This window comes from Rhodococcus ruber, from assembly GCF_027270735.1.
In the GTDB taxonomy this organism is placed as follows: domain Bacteria; phylum Actinomycetota; class Actinomycetes; order Mycobacteriales; family Mycobacteriaceae; genus Rhodococcoides; species Rhodococcoides rubrum_A.
This window is the reverse complement of the sequence record NZ_JAPWIJ010000003.1, coordinates 125,741-145,544: the sequence shown is the minus strand read 5'-3', so window position 1 is coordinate 145,544 and position 19,804 is coordinate 125,741. Positions and strand designations below refer to the sequence as shown.

16 protein-coding genes are annotated in these 19,804 nt (G+C 65.2%); 7 read left to right on the top strand and 9 right to left on the bottom strand.

Annotated features, from left to right (window positions below; translation table 11 throughout):
• Positions 1–10: 10 nt before the first annotated feature.
• The 4 genes from O4220_RS07845 to sthA all read right to left on the bottom strand — a co-directional run bounded on the left by O4220_RS07845 (position 11) and on the right by sthA (position 6,423).
• A complete protein-coding gene (locus O4220_RS07845) occupies positions 11–2,527 on the bottom strand; it encodes a DEAD/DEAH box helicase (protein WP_269603098.1) in 2,517 nt (838 codons plus the stop codon).
• Positions 2,528–2,596: 69 nt separating this feature from the next.
• The gene (locus tag O4220_RS07840; RefSeq protein ID WP_032377724.1) at positions 2,597–3,637 is read right to left on the bottom strand and encodes an alpha/beta fold hydrolase; all 1,041 of its coding nucleotides are present in this window, start codon (positions 3,635–3,637) and stop codon (positions 2,597–2,599) included.
• 245 nt (positions 3,638–3,882) lie between these two features.
• Positions 3,883–4,827, bottom strand: a complete 945-nt coding sequence (locus tag O4220_RS07835) for a proteasome assembly chaperone family protein (RefSeq protein WP_269603097.1) — start codon at positions 4,825–4,827, stop codon at positions 3,883–3,885.
• Between the two features lie 180 nt (positions 4,828–5,007).
• A complete protein-coding gene (gene sthA, locus O4220_RS07830; protein WP_032377726.1) occupies positions 5,008–6,423 on the bottom strand; it encodes a Si-specific NAD(P)(+) transhydrogenase in 1,416 nt (471 codons plus the stop codon).
• 164 nt (positions 6,424–6,587) lie between these two features.
• Here sthA and O4220_RS07825 point away from each other — a divergent pair, with 164 nt between their 5' ends.
• The 4 genes from O4220_RS07825 to O4220_RS07810 all read left to right on the top strand — a co-directional run bounded on the left by O4220_RS07825 (position 6,588) and on the right by O4220_RS07810 (position 10,387).
• Positions 6,588–7,673, top strand: a complete 1,086-nt coding sequence (locus O4220_RS07825) for an S-(hydroxymethyl)mycothiol dehydrogenase (RefSeq protein ID WP_269603096.1) — start codon at positions 6,588–6,590, stop codon at positions 7,671–7,673.
• Positions 7,670–8,302, top strand: a complete 633-nt coding sequence (locus O4220_RS07820; protein WP_269603095.1) for an MBL fold metallo-hydrolase — start codon at positions 7,670–7,672, stop codon at positions 8,300–8,302. Before O4220_RS07825 ends, O4220_RS07820 begins: the two co-directional genes overlap by 4 nt.
• Positions 8,303–8,414: 112 nt before the next feature.
• On the top strand, positions 8,415–9,125 hold the full coding sequence (locus O4220_RS07815; RefSeq protein ID WP_269603094.1) for a DUF5642 family protein: 711 nt from the start codon (positions 8,415–8,417) through the stop codon (positions 9,123–9,125).
• A 149-nt stretch (positions 9,126–9,274) separates the two neighbouring features.
• Positions 9,275–10,387, top strand: coding sequence for a DUF4192 domain-containing protein (locus O4220_RS07810; protein WP_269603093.1), 1,113 nt, complete (start codon positions 9,275–9,277; stop codon positions 10,385–10,387).
• Between the two features lie 16 nt (positions 10,388–10,403).
• Here O4220_RS07810 and galE read toward each other — a convergent pair whose 3' ends face one another.
• Positions 10,404–11,384, bottom strand: a complete 981-nt coding sequence (gene galE / locus O4220_RS07805) for a UDP-glucose 4-epimerase GalE (protein WP_269603092.1) — start codon at positions 11,382–11,384, stop codon at positions 10,404–10,406.
• A gap of 46 nt (positions 11,385–11,430) precedes the next feature.
• Complete coding sequence (locus tag O4220_RS07800; protein WP_269603091.1) at positions 11,431–12,117, bottom strand: metal-dependent transcriptional regulator; 687 nt, start codon at positions 12,115–12,117, stop codon at positions 11,431–11,433.
• Positions 12,118–12,302: 185 nt separating this feature from the next.
• Between O4220_RS07800 and O4220_RS07795 the strand changes: the two genes are divergently transcribed.
• The gene (locus O4220_RS07795) at positions 12,303–13,571 is read left to right on the top strand and encodes an acetoin utilization protein AcuC (protein ID WP_269603090.1); all 1,269 of its coding nucleotides are present in this window, start codon (positions 12,303–12,305) and stop codon (positions 13,569–13,571) included.
• Between the two features lie 67 nt (positions 13,572–13,638).
• Positions 13,639–16,296 carry a bifunctional GNAT family N-acetyltransferase/acetate--CoA ligase family protein gene (locus tag O4220_RS07790; protein WP_269603571.1) on the top strand — a complete coding sequence of 886 codons (2,658 nt, stop codon included), beginning with the start codon at positions 13,639–13,641 and terminating at the stop codon, positions 16,294–16,296.
• 127 nt (positions 16,297–16,423) lie between these two features.
• Here O4220_RS07790 and O4220_RS07785 read toward each other — a convergent pair whose 3' ends face one another.
• The 3 genes from O4220_RS07785 to O4220_RS07775 all read right to left on the bottom strand — a co-directional run bounded on the left by O4220_RS07785 (position 16,424) and on the right by O4220_RS07775 (position 19,472).
• On the bottom strand, positions 16,424–17,395 hold the full coding sequence (locus tag O4220_RS07785) for a sigma-70 family RNA polymerase sigma factor (protein ID WP_032377730.1): 972 nt from the start codon (positions 17,393–17,395) through the stop codon (positions 16,424–16,426).
• 180 nt (positions 17,396–17,575) lie between these two features.
• Positions 17,576–19,069, bottom strand: a complete 1,494-nt coding sequence (locus O4220_RS07780; RefSeq protein ID WP_269603089.1) for a DUF7059 domain-containing protein — start codon at positions 19,067–19,069, stop codon at positions 17,576–17,578.
• A gap of 34 nt (positions 19,070–19,103) precedes the next feature.
• Positions 19,104–19,472 carry a DUF3099 domain-containing protein gene (locus O4220_RS07775; protein ID WP_032377732.1) on the bottom strand — a complete coding sequence of 123 codons (369 nt, stop codon included), beginning with the start codon at positions 19,470–19,472 and terminating at the stop codon, positions 19,104–19,106.
• 93 nt (positions 19,473–19,565) lie between these two features.
• On the opposite strand from O4220_RS07775, the gene O4220_RS07770 reads away from it, so the two are divergent.
• A complete protein-coding gene (locus O4220_RS07770; RefSeq protein WP_032378432.1) occupies positions 19,566–19,802 on the top strand; it encodes a DUF3039 domain-containing protein in 237 nt (78 codons plus the stop codon).
• Positions 19,803–19,804 lie beyond the last annotated feature (2 nt).

Here is a 19,804-nt window from a genome sequence, read left to right as displayed (position 1 = left end):
TCGGACGGTATCAGCCTGCAGTGATCACGATCTCGTCGAACACGATCTCGCCGGCGGCATCGGATTCCGGCACGTCGACAACCGCGTCGAGCGACCAACCGTGGTCCCCGTCCGGATCCTCGAGTACCTGACGCACCGTGGTGGATTCTGCACCGACATTCAGGGTGAACAGTGCAGGACCACGGGCCGAGGGACCGGTTCCGATCTCGCCGTACTCGGCGAAGAACGGATCCAGCTCTGCTTCCCAATCCGGACCGTCGTCCAATTCGTCGAGCGCATTCCACTGGCGACGCGCCGCCAGATCGACCCGACGGAAGATCGCGTTGCGGGCCAGCACCCGGAAAGCCCTGGGATTGGCCGAGATCGGACGCGGCGCGTCGGATCCGTATGCCTCGACGAGGGCTTCGGGCTCGGCGCCGGGGTCGGTCAGGTTCTCCCACTCGTCGAGCAGACTCGAATCCACCTGTCGGACGAGTTCGCCCAGCCATTCGGTGATGTCCTGGACCTCCTCCGTTCGAGATTCCGGCGGAACCGTCTGGCGCAGTGTGCGATAGGCGTCGGCGAGGTAGCGCAGCACCAGTCCCTCCGATCGCATCAATCCGTAGTGACTGATCAGCTCGGCGAAGGTCATCGCTCGCTCGACCATGTCGCGTACGACGGATTTGGGCGACAGCCCGATCTCGGAGAGCCAGGGGTGGGTGCCGCGGTAGATCTCGAACGCCGGAACCAGCAGTTCTGCAAGTGGTTTCGGCCAGGTGACCTCCTCGAGCAACTCCATTCTCTCGTCGTATTCGATGCCGTCGGCCTTCATCTGCGAGACCGCTTCACCGCGCGCAGCATGCTGCTGCGCCATCAGGATCTGGCGAGGATCGTCGAGCGTCGATTCGATGATCGACACCACATCGAGTGCGTGGGTGGGCGACTCGACGTCGAGAAGCTCGAATGATGCGACCGCGAAGGTGGACAGCGGCTGGTTGAGTGCGAAATCCGGTTGTAGGTCCACGGTGAGTCGAGCGTGTCGACCGTCGGCGTCCGGCCCGTCGAGTTGCTCGACGATGCCCGCGTCGACCAACCCGCGATACAGCGAGAGTGCACGCAGAATGTGTTTGCGTTGAGCGGGCCGGGTCTCGTGGTTGTCTTCGAGCAGGTGGCGCATGGCGTAGAAGCAATTGCCCGGCCGTGCAATGACATTGAGCAGCATTGCGTTGCTCACCGAGAACCGGGAGGTGAGCGGCTCGGGGCTCGCTGCGATGATTCGCTCGAATGTCGGCTCGCCCCACGAGACGAAACCGTCGGGCGCTTTCTTGCGTTGCACTCGCTTGAGCTTCTTGGGATCGTCGCCGGCCTTGGCCACCAGCCGCGCATTCTCGATGTCGTGCTCCGGGGCCTCGACGACGACCGTGCCGAGCGTGTCGTATCCCGCCCGGCCCGCGCGGCCTGCGATCTGATGGAACTCGCGGGCTCGCAGCTTGCGGGTCCTGATGCCGTCGTACTTGGTGAGTCCGGTGAACAGCACTGTCCGAATGGGAACGTTGATACCCACGCCCAGTGTGTCGGTCCCACAGATCACCTTGAGCAGGCCGTCCTGCGCGAGCTTCTCGACCAAGCGCCGATACTTGGGCAGCATGCCGGCGTGGTGGACGCCGATGCCGTGTCGGACCAGCCTCGACAGAGTCTTGCCGAATCCGGTGGTGAACCGGAAGTTGCCGATGGCCTCTGTGATCTCGGCTTTCTCCTGTTTGGACGCGACGTTGACGCTCGTCAATGCCTGAGCGCGTTCGAGAGCCGAAGCCTGAGTGAAATGCACGACGTACACCGGAGCGAGGTGCGTCTGCACCAGTTCTTCGATGGTCTCGCTGATCGGAGTCGTGACGTAGGAGAACATCAACGGAACCGGGCGCTCGGTGCCGGAGACGACCGTCGTGGTTCGTCCGGTGCGCCTGGTCAGATCGTCTCGGAAGAAGGACACGTCGCCCAACGTCGCCGACATCAGCAGGAACTGAGCGTGCGGCAGCTCGATCAGCGGAACCTGCCAGGCCCACCCTCGATCCGGTTCGGAGTAGTAATGGAACTCGTCCATGATCACCTGGCCGATGTCCGAGCCGGCACCCTGGCGCAAAGCGAGGTTCGCAACGATCTCGGCGGTGGCGCAGATGATCGGGGCTCCGGAATTGACGGACGCGTCGCCGGTCATCATGCCGACGTTCTGGGCACCGAAGATCTCGCACAGGGCGAAGAACTTCTCACTGACCAGTGCCTTGATCGGCGCGGTGTAGAAGCTACGAATGCCTGCGGCCATCGCGGCGTAATGGGCCCCGATGGCCACCATCGACTTGCCCGAACCGGTGGGGGTCGCGAGGATGACGTTGGAGCCGGAGACCAGCTCGATGAGGGCTTCCTCTTGCGCGGGATAGAGGGTCAGACCTCGATCGGCGGTCCAGCTGGTGAAGGTGTCGAACAGGACGTCCGGGTCGACGCCGTCGGAATTCTCGGCGGAGACTTCGGGAATCAGTTCGGTGAGGAGCACCTCTACAGGCTATGTGGGATCTGCCTTCCGTCCCGCATCGACACCGAGCCCCGTGGCCGAGGCGGGGCGTCAGGTAGCGCTGCGCTCGTCCGAACCCATGGCGCCGAGAACGGCCATCCGGGTGCTGGCGCTTCCGGTGATCATGTCCTCACCGACGCCGGTGATGAGCAGATTCCGCCACCGCACCTCGTCGAAGGTCAAAGACGGGGTCGAGTCGATGAAGTCCTCCACCACCTGCAGGAAACGCATGGGGTCGTCACGGAACGGGAAATGTCCGGAGTTCTCGAACACCTCCAGAGTCGAGCCCGGCATGGCCGAGTGGGCGAGGCGCGCATGGCTGACCGGAATGACGGAATCCTGATCACCCCAGACGAGCAGGACGGGCAGGTTCTCGGTGAGATAGCAGCGGTCCAGCATCGTGACCACCTGACCTCGCCAGTCCACCACAGCGCGCAGGGTCCGCAGATACGCCTCGTACGTGGTCGGTGCAGGCAGCTCACTCAACACCCGAATCAGATCCGGGGTGTCGTGCAGCAGCGAACCCGGTCGCAACGGTGAGCTGTGCAGCTTGCTGAGTACTCCGCCGGCCAGCTTGACCGCGGGTATCGCGCCCGGTAGGCGGAGTAGTTTGACCGCCTCGCTCAGGAACGGCATCGACGCCAGCCGAAGAATGGGGTGCACGTCCTTGGTGACGCCACCGGAGGACACCAGCGCCAGCCTGTCGACCATGTTGGGAAACTGATAAGCGAACTGCATCGCAACGCCGCCGCCGAGTGAATGTCCGATGACGGTGACGTGCTCGATGCCGAGAACCGAGAGCAGGTCGCGCATCCCGTTCGCATACGCGGCGACGGAGTAATCCGCGCGGGGCTTGTCCGAGCGTCCGTGTCCGAGAAGGTCCGGCGCGATCACGGTGTAGTTCTTCGCAAGGTGCGGAATGACCTCGTTCCACGTCTCGGAGTTGTCGCCGATGCCATGGATCAACAACACCACCGGGCCCTCACCGGCCATGCGAAACGCTCGCCGGTATCCGTGAATGGTCCGGAAGATCAACCGTGGTTCTTCGTCGGGAACCGGGCGGAGCTTGCGACTGCGCGGAGTGGTGGCCATCTGCGCCTCCTGACATTCCCTGGTGTGCGCCGCACGCGCGGCACCGTACGGCGTCGCCGTGTACGAGTGTGTTGACGGTACATACCGGAGTACGTGTCGACACGACTCTCGCACGAGATGACGCTCAGGGCAGAACATCGAGCGTATTTGCGGTTACAGGTATGTTTCGATCCGCTCCCGCTGTCCGATTCGACCGCTGCTACGACGCCACGCTGTGACTGCTCACACTGTCGCCGGGTGTCGTGTCACTGCGGGTCGGTGTCGTCGCCCTCGTCGAGGCCGGCTTGTTCGGCCAGGAAACGCTCGAATTCGGCACCGAGCTCGTCACCGCTCGGCAACGGCTCGTCACCGGCCAGCAACGTCGACTGCTGCTCCTGTGCGGCGACGTACGTGTCGTACTGACGCTCCAGCGCCTGCACCACCGACTGCACCTCGTCGTTTCCGGTGATGTGCTCGTTCACCTGTTCGCGAACTCGCGCCGCGGCCTCGCCGAGTGCGGCGAGTGGAAGATCGAGCTCGGCGGCTTCGCTGACGTTCTCGAGCAGAGTCTCGGCAGCACCGGGGTAGTCCGTCTGGGCGAGGTAGTGCGGAACGTGCACCGAGAACCCCATCGACTCGTGGCCGTGCTGGGCCATCCGGAGCTCGAGCAGTGACGACGCACTTCCGGGCACCTGCAGGTCGCCCGCCCAGCTGTTTCCCTCTTTGACCAGCTCGCGGTCGCTGGCATGGGCCGTGACCCCGAGCGGGCGCGTATGCGGAATTGCCATCGGGATGGAGCCGAGACCGATGGTGCGCCGAACACCGAGCTGCTCGGCGAGGAGGCGGACGGCGGTGGTGAACTTCTCCCACCGCAGGTCCGGCTCCATACCGGCCAGAAGCAGGAAGGGCGTACCGGCTCGGTCCTTGACTGCGTAGAGGTTCAACTCGGGAGCGTCGTAGTCCGAGAAGTGGTCGGACTTGAACGTCATCGTCGGCCGACGGGACCGGTAGTCGATCAACTCGTCGACGTCGAACGACGCCACCAGCTCGGATTCGAGGCTCTCGCGCAGATGGGTCGTCGCCAACTTCACTGCGTGACCGGCGTCGGAGAATCCCTCCAGGCCGTGCACGAGGACGGGTCCGACGCCGTCGTCGGAGAAGATTTGCGGTGCCGGAAATTCCAGCTCGTACATCTTCGACTGTTCGGTCATGGCCGGGCCCCTTTCGGATCGACTCGTCGGTACCTCGATGTGGATCCGGGTCAGAATACGCCGACCCTTCGTTTGCATCGTGTACGCGCCGACGTCGAACGTGGCGAATCACTGATGGAAAGAACAACGGAACGGCCGTCGTTCATTCCCCAGTGGTCACTCGGGGCTTCGAGGCGCCCGTCAGCGGTCGAAGTTGGCCAGCGCGCGGATCTTGTTGGTGACATCGAGCGCGGCAACCTTGTACGCCTCGGACAGAGTCGGATAGTTGAACACGGCGTCGACGAGGTAATCGACGGTGCCGCCGCATCCCATGACCGCCTGTCCGATGTGCACCAGATCCGTCGCCCCGGACCCGAAGATGTGCACACCGAGAATCGACCGATCCTCGGTGGAGACGAGCAACTTCAACATTCCGTACGAGTCACCGGCAATCTGGCCGCGGGCCAGTTCGCGATACCTCGACACTCCCACCTCGTAGGGAATCGACCCCTTCGTCAGATCGACCTCGGTCGCACCGACGTACGACACCTCGGGGATCGAGTAGATGCCGATGGGCTGGAGGTCGGTCAGTTTCGCGCTGGACTCGCCGAACGCGTGATACGCCGCCAGCCTGCCCTGATCCATCGACGTCGCCGCCAGCGCCGGGAACCCGATGACATCGCCGACGGCATAGATGTGATCGACCTTGGTCTGGAAATGCTCGTCGACGAAGATGCGGCCGCGCGCGTCCGCCTCCAGCCCTGCGTTCTCGAGTTCGAGCGCCGTGGTCAGTCCTTGGCGTCCGGCCGAGTACATCACCGTCTCCGCCGGAATGCGCTTGCCGCTCGCGAGCGTGGTGACGGTACCGTTCGGGCCCACGTCGACCGCGGTGACCGCCTCACCGAAGCGGAACGTCACGGCGAGATCGCGGAGATGAAACTGCAACGACTCGATGATTTCGCGATCGCAGAAATCGAGCATCGAATCGCGTTTCTCGACGACCGTGACCTTGGTGCCGAGGGCCGCGAACATCGACGCGTACTCGATCCCGATCACGCCTGCTCCGACGACCACCATCGAAGCCGGGATGAACTCGAGATTGAGTATTCCGTCGGAGTCGAGTACCCGATAGTCGTCGAATGCGACGTCCGCGGGACGCGCCGGCGCGGTTCCGGTGGCGATCACCACGTTGGCGGCTGTCACGGTGATGCGCTCGCCTCGCGAGTCGTCCTCGATCGCGATGGTGTGCGCATCGACGAACCTGCCGACACCGGTGATCAATTCGATGCGGTTGCGCAGCAATTGCGAGCGCACCACCTCGATCTCCTTGCCGATGACGTGCTGGGTCCGCGCCAGCAGATCGGCCGGAGTGATGTCGGCCTTCACCCGGTAGCTCGCCCCGTACAGCTCACGTTGGTTCATGCCCGTGAGGTACAGAACGGCCTCACGCAGAGTCTTGGACGGGATGGTCCCGGTATTGACACAGACCCCGCCGAGCATGTGTCCCTTCTCCACGATCGCCACTCGCTTGCCGAGCTTCGCAGCCGCGATGGCCGCCTTCTGGCCGCCGGGGCCGGAGCCGATGACCACCAGGTCGTACTCCATGGGTTCAGACATTTCTCATAGGTACCGGGCGCACGCAAAGACTGCGTGCCCACCCGGTCACAACCTTGTGAACTCCACGATTCGGTACGCCCAACCCATGCAGATGTCGCCACGTGCTGATGCGTTGTGCGAGGCTGAACCGAGCACGCAACAAACGATTTTCAGTGGAGGAACACATGCCGCAGCAGGTCCGTGCCGTCGTCGCCAAGAGCAAGGGCGCACCCGTCTCCATCGAGACGATCACCATTCCCGATCCCGGCCCGAACGAGGTCGTCGTGAACATTCAGGCCTGCGGGGTCTGCCACACCGACCTGCACTACCGCGAGGGCGGCATCAACGACGAGTTCCCGTTCCTGCTCGGACACGAAGCCGCCGGCATCGTCGAGACCATCGGCGATCGCGTCGAGCACGTCGAGGTCGGCGACTTCGTCGTCCTCAACTGGCGCGCGGTGTGCGGAGAATGCCGCGCCTGCAAACGCGGCACCCCGTGGTACTGCTTCGACACCCACAACGCCGCCCAGAAGATGACCCTCGACGACGGCACCGAACTGACCCCCGCCCTGGGGATCGGTGCGTTCGCCGAGAAGACCCTCGTCCACGAAGGACAGTGCACCAAGGTCGCCGCCGACGCCGATCCCGCCGTCGTCGGACTGCTCGGCTGCGGGGTGATGGCCGGACTCGGGGCCGCGATGAACACCGGCCACGTCTCACGCGGAGATTCGGTCGCCGTCATCGGCTGCGGTGGTGTCGGTGATGCCGCAATCGCCGGAGCCCGCCTGGCGGGGGCATCGACGATCATCGCCGTCGACCGCGACAAAGGAAAACTCGACTGGGCCCTCGAACTCGGCGCCACCCACACCGTCGACTCCTCCGTTCTCGACGCCGTCGAGGCCATCCAGGAACTCACCGGGGGCTTCGGCGCCGACGTGGTCATCGACGCCGTCGGCCGCCCGGAAACCTGGAAACAAGCCTTCTACGCCCGCGACCTGGCCGGCACCGTCGTCCTCGTCGGTGTCCCGACACCGGAGATGACCCTCGAGATGCCGCTGATCGACTTCTTCTCCCACGGCGGCTCGCTGAAATCGTCCTGGTACGGCGACTGCCTACCCGAACGCGACTTCCCACAGTTGGTCGACCTGTATCAACAGGGCCGGTTACCGCTCGAGAAATTCGTCTCCGAACGGATCGGCATCGAGGACGTCGAGGCCGCGTTCGACAAGATGCATCAGGGCACCGTGCTGCGGTCGGTGGTGGTCCTGTGAGCGGGACCTTTCGTGTCCAGAACGTCGTCACCTCCGGCACCTTCAGCCTCGACGGCGGCACCTGGGATGTCGAGAACAACATCTGGCTGATCGGCGACGACGACGAGGTCGTCATCGTCGACGCCGCGCACACCGCAGCCCCGATCATCGACGCCGTCGCCGGCCGGACCGTCACTGCCATCGTCTGCACCCACGGACACAACGATCACGTGACCGTCGCCCCCGAACTCTCCGACAGCCTCGATACGCCGATCCTGCTGCACCCCGCCGACGACATGCTGTGGCAGCAGACCCACCCCGGTGTCGGGCACTCGACCCTCGAGGACGGTCAGCGCATCACCGTCGCCGGAACCGACATCCTCGCGCTGCACACCCCGGGCCACTCACCCGGATCGACGTGCCTGTATCTGCCCGACGCGGGGCAGTTGTTCTCCGGCGACACCCTCTTCTCCGGCGGTCCCGGAGCCACCGGACGGTCGTACTCGGATTTCCCGACCATCATCGGGTCCATCCGCGACCGCTTGTTCGCGCTTCCCGCCGACACCCGCGTCAACACCGGCCACGGAGACGGAACCCGCATCGGCGACGAAGCACCACACCTCGAGGAATGGATCGCCCGCGGCAGCTGAATTCGCGACACTGCGGCGGGTCGCCTGCCGCGTTCGAGGTGGTCGGAATGAGACAGTGGTGGGACGCCGGAGCGTGAGCTGCGGCGTCCCACCGACCCGAAGAGGACGTCTTGTGAGCCCCGCCGCACGCAGAACCCGCCTGTCCATCGCCGCGACCTCGGCAGCGATCGCAGCTCTCGTGCTGGTCGGCTGCAGCTCCACCGTGACCGGCACTCCCGAGCCCAGCGCGGGTGCCCCCACCTCGTCGTCGCAGTCCGGTGCGGATCTGAACTCGTTGCTGATCGACCCGTCCAGCTTCCCGGCACCGTACGACGCCCTGGTACTGCCGCAGCAGGCGATCTCGCAGGCCGCACCCGATCTCAGCGGAATACCGGCCGGTGCCGAGGTCAGCCCGGCGGGCTGCAAGCCCGCCGACCAGGATTTCGGCCCCACGGGCACGGCCATGATCGTCGGCACCGACAACGACAGTCGGTCGACCATCTCGATCGAATTGACCGCAGTCGACGAGCCGCTTTCGACCCGAATGGAGCAGCTCGAGCAGTGCGGCGAGGTGACGGCCACCAAATCGGGCGCAACCTCGACGGTGACCTCCACGCTGACCCCTGCACCTCCGATCGATGCGGACGACACCTTGGCCGTCCGTCAGACGGTGGCGTCGGGAGCCGGTGGCGACGCGGTTACTCAGTCGATGCTGACGCTGATGGCACAGATCGACAATGTGCGGGTGTCGGCCACCTTCATGTCGTTCGGTTCCGAGACTCCCGACGCGATGACGCTGGACGAGCTGTTCACCGCGGCTGTGCAGAAGGTCAAGCAGGGGTGACGCGCACTTAGCAGAAGGGGCCGACAGATATCGGTGGAGGACTGCGCGTGCGACACCGTTCGTCCACAGCAGGCTCGTTGTCCACAGGGCAGTACGGAACCCCAGCTCGCGCTGCGTTTCATGATGACGGTGCCGTGAGAATTCCTGTCATGTACACACCGACGAATTCTCACGACAACTTCGAATCTCGTCGCCGCGTGCGACTCGGCGACGAGAGCGATCTGATGGCAGCGGTACCGGCCATGCTCGGCTTTCATCCCCACCGTTCTCTCGTGCTCATCGGGGTCAGGGACGGTGGCGCGAGCGTCGGGCCCACGATGCGTCACGACTTGGTGCTGGCAGGTGAACGCATCGATCGGCGCTTGGGCAGCGGCTCGAGGGTGACACCGGAGATGCTCGACGTCATCGGCTATCTGGCGGGCTATTGCGCGTCGGAGAACATCCCCGCCGTGATTGCGGTGTTCGTCGACGACCGCCTCGACCGGGCCGTCCGAGGTGCCCACCTGCTCGATGTCGAGGCTGTGGTGGGGGAGCTGGTCACGACCCTCGTATCGTTCGGGATAGAGCTCAGTGCGGCCCTCGCGGCGGCGGAGATCGCCGACTCCGCCGTGTGGTGGTCGGTGTCCGGGCCGCAGCGGCACGGCCGAATATCCGATCCGTCGACGTCGCCGCTGACCGTCGCCCGCGTGCTCGATGGTTACTCGGTTCGACGGTCGAGGTGCGAGCTGGCCGAGACCATCGCGCCGGGCCCCGAGGCCACCGTGCAAGCCGTGGCCGCCGAGATCGCGCGCCTCGGTCCCCGCGGACGTTCTCGCACCGATGAATTGACAGCCGTCCTGTCGTACGTCGCGCGGGCCCCGTACGACACAGAACTGGACCCGGTCGACATTGCTCGGATCGCAGTCGCGATCCGCGCGGTTCAGGTTCGCGACGCGTTGCTTGCCTTGACACTCGGTGACGATGCGGGGTTTGTCGAGGAATTCTGGGCGATGATCTCCCGTGTGCTGCCACGGCGCGAGAGAGCCATCGCTGCAACGCTTCTGGCGTTCAGCGCGTACGTTCGCGGCGACGGACCGATGGCCCGTATCGCGATCGATGCGGCCCTGGAAGCGGACGAGAAGTACAGCCTGGCGCGATTGCTGGACAGATCGCTCAGTGCCGGTGCCGGCCCGGAACTGGTTCGCGAAGTCGCCGAGAGTGGATTCGCGTGTGCACGTGCATGCGGCGTTCGGCTACCCGGCGACCCGTTCGGTCGCCGCTGACGGCGCTGTCGGCTCGTCAGTGTGCGGCGTGGGAACGATCGCCGAGTTGCTGCAGAAAAGCCCAGGCGTCGGCCACGATCCGATCGAGATCGGTGAGCTCCGGCGACCATTTCAGCTCCTCCATTGCTCGTGCACTGGAGGCGATGAGAACGGCAGGATCGCCCGCGCGCCGGGGAGCGTGTTCGACGGCGATGGGCAGTCCGGTGACCCTTTCGCAGGACGAGATGACCTCGTGGACCGAGAAGCCGGTACCGCTACCGAGGTTGTAGATGGTGTGCTCACCCGGCTGCGCCGCGTCGACCGCAAGGATGTGCGCCTCGGCCAGATCCGCGACGTGGATGTAGTCCCGGACGGCTGATCCGTCGGCAGTGGGCCAGTCGGTGCCGAACACCGAGATCTTCTCGCGCTGCCCGAGCGCAACCTGCAGCACGAGCGGAATCAGATGGGTCTCGACTACACGATTCTCACCGAAGCCGTTGTAGGCACCGGCGACGTTGAAGTATCGGAGGCTGGTGGCGGCGAGACCGTACGCCGACGCATAGGACGTGATCGCATTGTCGATCGCCAGTTTGGTGGCACCGTAGGGATTGGTCGGCCGGGTAGGGGCCTCCTCGGTGATCGGTGTCTTCTCGGGTTCGCCGTAGGTGGCTGCGGTCGAGGAGAACACCAGTTTCGGAGTTCCGGACGCCCGCATCGCGTCGAGCAGGGCCAGCGAGGTGACCACGTTCCCGCTCCAGTATTTGTCGGGCGCGACCACCGACTCGCCCACGAGCGACTGTGCGGCGAAGTGCAGTACGGCATCGAAATCGCCGCCGCTCAGCACCTCCGCAGCCACGTTTTTGACATCGCCCTCGACGAACGTGGCACCAGCGGGCACAGCGTCCCGGTTCCCGGTGGACAGGTTGTCCACGACGACGACGTCGTGGCCGCGCTCGAGGAGTACGGCTGCACACACACTGCCGACGTATCCCGCACCACCGGTAACCAGAAGCTTCACTGTTCGCTCTCCCTCACACGCTTGCGACACCGCCGGCAGTGTGAGGTCAGACCCTCTTCACCTGGACGGCATGTGCCATTTCGTCGGATATGTCGACACCGCTGTGCCCTGGCACGGTGATCGTGACGGACCCGGGCTTGGCCTCGACTGTAACCCGAGCGTCGGGAACCACGCCCGCTTCACGAAGCTGCGCGATCACTTCGGGGTCGGACTGAACGTGCTCGGCCAGACGGCGTACGACCACTGCGGTCGGCTGGCCGACCGGAACATCGGTGAGACGGATGAGCGCCTCGGGAGCAAGGGACGACTGACCGAGACCGAGTTCGGCCAATCCCGGGATGGGGTTTCCGTACGGCGAGGTGGTCGGGTTGTTCAGCACGGCGACCAGACGACGTTCGACTTCCTCGCTCATCACGTGCTCCCAACGGCACGCCTCGGCGTGTACGTCTTCCCAGCGCAGACCGATGATGTCCACGAGCAGACGCTCCGCCAAGCGGTGCTTGCGCATGACGGCAACCGCCAGACTGCGACCCTTCTCGGTCAGCTCCAGGTGTCGGTCTCCCGCGACGGACAACAAGCCGTCGCGCTCCATCCGCGCAACAGTTTGACTGACGGTGGGACCACTCTGCTCGAGCCGCTCGGCGATTCGCGCGCGGAGCGGAATCACACCCTCTTCTTCCAAATCGTAGATCGTCCGGAGGTACATCTCCGTGGTGTCGACCAGATCCTTCACACTCAACCCCTTCGTCGGGCTCGATCCTACCGTCAGCGCCCCCAAATCGGCGCTGCACCCAACCGGCACGGGCGCGGCGCACCACAACGGCGCTCGTCGATTCCCGTGGCTTCTCACAGGGGGACACAAGGCACAACACCGGAACCGTGCCACACCATTCCACCCGACAACGTAGTTTTGTCCGTATGTCTGACAAGGCGACGCGCGCCGCCGAGTACATCCCGAACCGCTCCGAGGACATCGTCGTGTGGAGCGAGGACTACCTCGGCTACCGGTGGAGCGACGACCACCCGATGAATCCCACTCGACTCGATCTGACCATGGCACTCGCCACCGACATCGGAGTGCTCGCGGGAGTCGAACTCGTCGAGCCCACCGCCGCCCCGGATTCCGAGCTGCTGCGATTTCACACCAGCGCCTACATCGAGGCGGTCAAACGGGCACCGTCGCAGGGCCCGGCCCTGCGTGACCCCGACGACGTCGTCCACGGGCTCGGTTCCGACGACAACCCGGTGTTTCCGCAGATGCACGAGGCGAGCGCCATGCTGGCCGGCGGTTCGTTGGCCGCGGCCCGCGAGATCGCGTCGGGTCGTGCCCGCCGCGCGGTGAGTATCGGTGGCGGCATGCACCATGCCATGGCCGACTGGGCCTCGGGCTTCTGCGTCTACAACGACGCCGCGATTGCCATCTCGTGGTTGTTGGACAACGGATTCGACCGAATTGCCTACATCGACGTCGACGCCCATCACGGCGACGGCGTCCAGGCAGCATTTCTCGGCGACCCCCGCGTCCTCACCGTCTCCCTGCACCAACATCCAGCGACGTTGTGGCCGAACACCGGTTGGTCGACCGAGGTGGGAATCGAACGCGGTGAAGGAACCTCGATCAACGTCCCGTTGCTGCCGGGCACCGCGGATCGGTTGTGGCTGCGTGCGTTCCATGCGATCGTTCCCGGTGCCGTCGGGGCGTTCCGGCCCCAGATCATCGTCAGTCAATGCGGCGTGGACAGCCACCGAGAGGATCCCCTCGCGGATCTCGCACTGACCGTCGACGGCCAGAACGCTGCATTCCTGGCCATGCGCGATCTCGCGGACAAGCACTCCGAGGGCAGATGGTTGGCCGTCGGCGGCGGGGGATACGGCCTGGTGCGGGTGGTCCCGCGGTCGTGGACATACCTGATCGCAGCCGCGCTCGGCCGCGAGATCGATCCGACATCAGCGCTGCCGGACACCTGGCGTGAGCGAGTGCGGACGATGGCACCGAGTGTCGACCTCCCACAGACCATGGGTGACGGGGGAGACGTGGACTATCCCGCCTGGGACGGACCCGGAGGCTCTCTCGCCGGAACCGACGGCACCGACCGGGCGCTCGAACGCGTCGACTCGGCGATCACAGCCACCCGCCGGGCAGTGTTTCCGCTGCTCGGCCTCGATCCGGAGGACCCGCGTGACTGATCGGACCGGCACCTCGTCTTCGAGCTCCTCGTCCGACGAGCCTGCCGCTGAGCCCAGCGCACACGACCTGGCACGAGAGCGCGCGGAAACGTCGTTCCCGCGCCACTGGGTTGCCGATGTACTGACCTCCGACGGTGGCGTCGTGCATCTTCGTCCCATCGTCCCGTCCGACTCCGAGCGCATCGTCGCCTTCCACGGTCGACTTTCCGAACGGACGAGGTATCTCCGATATTTCGGTCCGTACCCCACCATGCCGCAGCGGGACGTGCTCAACTTCACCACCGTCGATCACCACGACCGCGTTGCGTTCGTCGCCGTACTCGGCGACGACATCATCGCGGTGGGCCGGTACGAACGTCTGCCCGAAGGCGACGGCAACTCGGCCGAAGTGGCATTCGTCGTTGCCGACGCACACCAGGGCCGCGGACTCGGACCGATCCTGCTCGAGCATCTCGCAGGAGCCGCCGCCGAGAACGGCGTCAACATGTTCGTCGCCGAGGTGCTCGCCGAGAATCGGAACATGGTCACGGTCTTTCGGGAAGCGGGCTACCAGGTCAGCAGGTCCTTCGAGGGCGGCGTGCTGCGGCTGGAATTTGCCATCGATCCGAGCGAGGCGTTGCTGTCGGTGCGCAATTCACGTGAGCGCGCCGCCGAGGCGCGCAGCGTACGCAACGTGCTCAGCCCCCGTTCGGTGGCCGTCATCGGAGCGTCGACGGACAGCTCCAAGGTGGGCAACGCGGTGCTCGCCAACCTGCTGGCAGGCAACTTCACCGGCCCGGTCTATCCGGTCAATGCCGACCACCGGTCGGTCCGCGGCGTTCGTGCCTACGCCACGGTGCACGACATTCCCGACCCGGTCGACCTCGCGATCGCAGCGGTTCCGGCCGACGCCATCGACGCGGTACTCGACGACTGTCTGGACAAGGGTGTCAAAGCACTGTTGGTGGTGTCGGGCGGATTCGGCGAGACCGGGCCTGCGGGGCAGGAGAGCGAGCGCAGATTGGTACTCGCAGCGAGGGCACACGGGATGCGGTTGATCGGGCCCAATGCGCTGGGAGTGGCGAACACCGATCCTGAGTTCGGGTTGAACGCAACTCTCGCTCCGCATCTGCCGACGCCCGGCAACGTCGGTTTCTTCTGCCAGTCCGGCGCTCTCGGCATCGCGATCCTGGACGAGGCCGCCAACCGCAGGCTCGGTCTCTCGACGTTCGTATCGGCAGGCAACCGAGCCGACGTGTCCGGCAACGATCTGCTGCAGTACTGGGACTCGGACCCGGCAACCGAGGTGATCCTGCTGTACCTCGAAAGCTTCGGTAATCCGAGAAAGTTCACCAGGATCGCCCGCCGGGTGGCGCGCAGCAAACCCATCATCGCCGTCAAGAGTGGACGCGGAGCCGTTCCGCCCGCACATGCGATCGGCGCCGACATCGACGATTCGATCGTGCGTGCTCTGTTCGCACAGGCCGGCGTCATTCAGGTCGACACCATCTCGGAATTGTTCGACTGCGCAGTTCTGTTCGGTAATCAGCCCCTCCCGGTCGGACCGAGGGTCGCAGTCGTCGGGAACTCGACCGCGCTCGGTGTGCTGGCGGTCGATGCTGCGAGGGCCAAGGGTTTGCATGCGAGCACCCCGATCGACGTCGGCCCGCAAGCCGGTCCCGAGAATTTCGCCGAGGCCGTCTCGTCGGCCCTGGCTGCGTCGGACATCGACGCCGTCATCGTCGTGTTCGTACCCCCGGTTGCGGTCGAGGTCGAACCGTTCGCGGCGGCTCTGGGAAACGCCGTCCGTGGATCCGACAAGCCCGTGCTGTCGACGTTTCTCGCCACCGAAGGAATTCCCGACGTACTGGCCGTGCGAGGACCGAGTGGTCATCCGATTCGTGGTTCGGTTCCCTCGTACTCGAGCCCGGAGCGGGCGGTTGCTGCTCTGGCCGCGGCGTGGCGCTACTCCTCGTGGCGTTCGCGACCGGTGTCGAACCTGGTTCGCCCCAAGAGCATCGATTCCGAGGGTGCCAAGACCCTGGTCGAGCGATGGCGTTCGGCCGGCAACCGGGGACGCTGGCTGTCGGATTTCGAGACCGCAGAACTGCTTGCCTGCTATGGGCTGGAGGTCGTGCCGTTCCGCGTCGTGACCGACGAGGACGAGGCCGTGGCGGCAGCCGACGAGCTGGGCTACCCGGTGGCGGTCAAGGCGACGGGGGAACGGTGGCGACATCGGCCCGATCTCGGGGGAGTTCGCCTCGACATGGCCGACGCCTCCGCAGTGCGGGTGGCGTACCGCAATCTGGCGGCCGATTCGGGCGAGCCGCTGCTGCACGTGCAGCGAATGGCAATCAAGGGAATCGGCTGCGTCGTACGGGTCCAGGACGACCCCTCGTTCGGCTCGCTCATCTCGTTCGGTCTGGCCGGAGTCATCTCGGACCTGTTGGGCGACCGGGCGTTTCGGGTGCTTCCACTGACCGAGGACGAAGCTGCCCAATTGATCGACGCACCGAAGGCGGCACCGCTGCTGTCCGGTTACCGCAATGCGGTGCCTGTGAACAAGAAGGCCCTGATCGATCTGGTCCAGCGGATATCCGCACTCGCAGAGGACATCCCGGATATCAGGGAGATCTCGTGCGAGCCGGTGCTGGCGTCCGCCGACGGCGCGCAGATCACCGATGCGCGCGTGCGTATCGGGCCCGAACCGACCAAAGCCGATCTCGGCCCACGTCGGCTGCGCTGAACGAGACAGGCTTCGAAATGGCGGAAGCCGAGTCGACGTCCCGGGGGGGGGGAATGTCGGCTCGGCTACCGCACGAGGTGGCGCGAACGGGGATACTCACCGCTGCTCCACCGGTCGGTGGCTGTGATCAGCTGGCGTAGGACCGCAACTTCTCGGCGCGGTCGCCCTGCCGGAGCTTGACCATCACCTCGCGCTCGATCTGACGGACACGCTCACGGGAGAGACCGAACAGCTTGCCGATCTGATCGAGAGTGCGGGGCTGTCCGTCGTCCAGGCCGTAGCGAAGTCGGATGACTTGCTGCTCACGCTCGTCGAGAGTGCCGAGCACGACTCTGACGTCGCTGTGCAGCAAACCGGCGATGACGGCATTCTCGGCCGACGTGGCCTCCGAATCCTCGATGAAGTCTCCGAGGGGTGCTTCTTCGTCGCTACCGACCGGCATGTCCAGGCTGACCGGGTCGCGGCTGTGGTCGAGCAGATCGGCGATCTTCTCCACCGCGATGCCGGATTCGCTCGACAACTCCTCGTCGGTCGCCTCACGGCCGAGCTGCTGATGGAGCTCACGCTTGATTCTGGCCAGCTTGTTGACCTGCTCGACCAGGTGGACAGGCAGCCGAATGGTGCGGCTCTGATCGGCCATGCCGCGGGTGATGGCCTGCCTGATCCACCAGGTCGCGTACGTGGAGAACTTGAAGCCCTTGGCGTAGTCGAACTTCTCCATTGCGCGAATCAGACCCAGGTTGCCCTCCTGGATCAGGTCGAGCAGAGGCATACCGCGACCGGTGTAGCGCTTGGCAAGAGAGACGACCAGGCGAAGATTCGCTTCGAGCAGGTGGCTCCGCGCCGCGCTACCGTCGCGAACGATGATGGCGAGGTTGCGCTTCTTGACCGCGCTCAGACGCTTGGTGTTCTCGAGAACCTGCTTGGCGTACAGACCAGCCTCGATCCTCTTTGCAAGATCGACCTCTTCGGCAGCCGTCAGCAGCGCCGTGCGGCCGATACCGTTGAGGTACACGCGAACGAGATCGGCTGCTGGGCTCTGGGCGTCCAGATCGGCATCGGTGGGCCGTGGACGAATCGTGGTGCTGGGGCTGGTCATGACTTGCCTCCTGGTCGGTGGTGTCTCACAAGGTTCAACGCTCGGGAGACTCCGATAAGTTCCCACGCCGATCCTTCTGATACCCGCGTGACCAGGGATTACGTCATGGTTGTCCTGAGAAGTTGCTGAGAACTGAGACCGGTGGGAACGGCACCTCGTGTGATGCACTCCGCGGCGGTCTCATCGGACCGGCCGAACCAGGCCGTGCCGGACGAGCCCCTGCATCATCGTCACGGCGTGCGCAGCCAGATCTTCGGGGTCTTCGTCGTGTGCAGCAGCGAGCAACTCGACCAGTTCACCGACCGGCAGACCATCGGGTCGGAGCCCGGCGAGCAATGCTGCACCGAGTTCGTCGATGTCGTGCTGCCACTGCGGGCCGTTTCCGCGATGGACCCGCACCGCCACCGGAGCCCAGCCCTCGTCGCCGGGTAGATAGACGCGCTCGAGTGCCGTGTTCGGGTCAAGAGTGAGCACAGAGTCGAGGATGTCGTGCTCGCGCAGCCAGTCCAATCGTGCGAAGTACTCGATCGATTCGTTGCCGAGAGGGTCCGAGAAGCCATGAGTGAGCTCCTCGGCGAGAAGATCGGTCGGTGTATCGGTACGGCGGAGATAGACGAAGCCGAAGCCGATTCCCTCCACGTCGGCTGCAGCGAAATGGTCGAGCCAGGACTGCGCGACCGCGGCCGCGGCGGGATCGCGGGGATCGAGGCCACCGTCGCGCATCCAGGTACCGACGTAGAGAGCCGGATCGGCAACGTCGCGTTCGACCACCCAGGCATCGACCCCGTGCGCAGGCAGCCACGACGCCACCCGCGTGCGCCAGTCCTCGCCTCGGATATGGACCCAGGACGCCAGGATGGCAGCCGTGCCGCCCGGGGCCAGGTGCTCTGGGGCCTGTCCGATCATCAACGCGCTTGCACCGTCGAGATCGAGACCGGAATCGCGATAGGAATGCTGCACTTCGGCGCGCCCGACGACGAACGGTGGGTTGGCCACGATGCGATCGAACCGGCGCCCTGCCACCGGCTCGAACCAAGATCCGTGCAGCAACTCCACCTCGAGGCCGTTGAGCGCCATCGTCGCGGCCGCGAGATCCATGGATCTCGGGCTGATGTCGGTCGCGGTCACCTGCTCGGCGTAGCCACACGCATGGACGGCCTGGACGCCGCAGCCGGTGCCGACATCCAGAACGGTCGAGACCGGGGACGTGGGCGTCCCCCGCAGCAGTGACAGGGAGGCTTGGCCGACGCCCAACACGTGGTCGGCTGCGGTCTCGGCTACTCGCATGCTGCCGTCCGGATCCGAGACGATCCACCGTGTGCCGTGTCCTGCATCGAGCGGCCGAATGTCGAGCAACGTCCGCACCGCGGCCCCGGAGCGGCAGAGGATGCCGGCCGCTACTGCATCGTCGACACTCAAGGGTGCGATGGCGTCGGCGACGTCGGGCTCGGGGCAATCGTCGACGAGAAGAAACAGGCGCACCAGAACGCCCAATGGACCGGAACCTCGGCTGGCGTTGCGGACCGGAACCGGCTCACTGCGGCCGAGTGCCGCGTGAGCGTCGTCGCCGAGCATCGTCAGGACGCCGTCCGCGTCGTACCCGGTTCGGAGGAAGGCCTCCCGGAGTTGCGAGCATGCGGCGATGAGCGGGGGTGTGGAGGTCGGTGCAGTCACGACGCAAGTGTCGCACCGGCACTCCGGGCAGGCGTCAGTCGTCGCCCGGTTCGATCACTCGGTGGTTGCTCGATTCCAACTGCGGCTTGTCCACGGTTCGGTAGTCGTACCGGCTCATTTCGTCCTTCGTGCGCGGCGGTCGATCGTTGGCGATCAACACCGCCATCCACGGCAGCGGAATGGACACGCCGACGATCGCCATGGAGATCCACGGATTCATCCACATTCCGTAGGCGAGGGCAGCCAACACCAACGCCGGGATTCTGAAGGACATGATGAACATGTACTTGCGTACACGCTTCTTGTGCTGCTCTTCGACCGACTGCTGTGCCTCGGTGATCAGTACAGGCCCATCCGGCGAGTCGCTGTACGCGCTGCCGTCGAACCCTGGGGTTCTCGTCATCCCTCCACTGTGGCACTACCGCTCACAGAATGCATACGACGAGCTGTGGAACCGGTTACCCCTCGCTGTGGATCCACGGATTAATCTGTGTCCATGAGCACTCAGACGAAGGACCGTCCCGACATTGCGCCGGACGAGACCACCGAGGACGACCGGCCGAAGTTCTTCCACTACGTGAAGAAGAACAAGATCGCCGAGAGCGCCGTGATGGGTACACACGTGGTCGCACTGTGCGGTGAGGTGTTTCCTGTCACCAAGTCCGCGAAGCCCGGTTCTCCCGTGTGCCCCGACTGCAAGAAGATCTACGAGGGCTTGAAGAAAGGCGAGTGAGG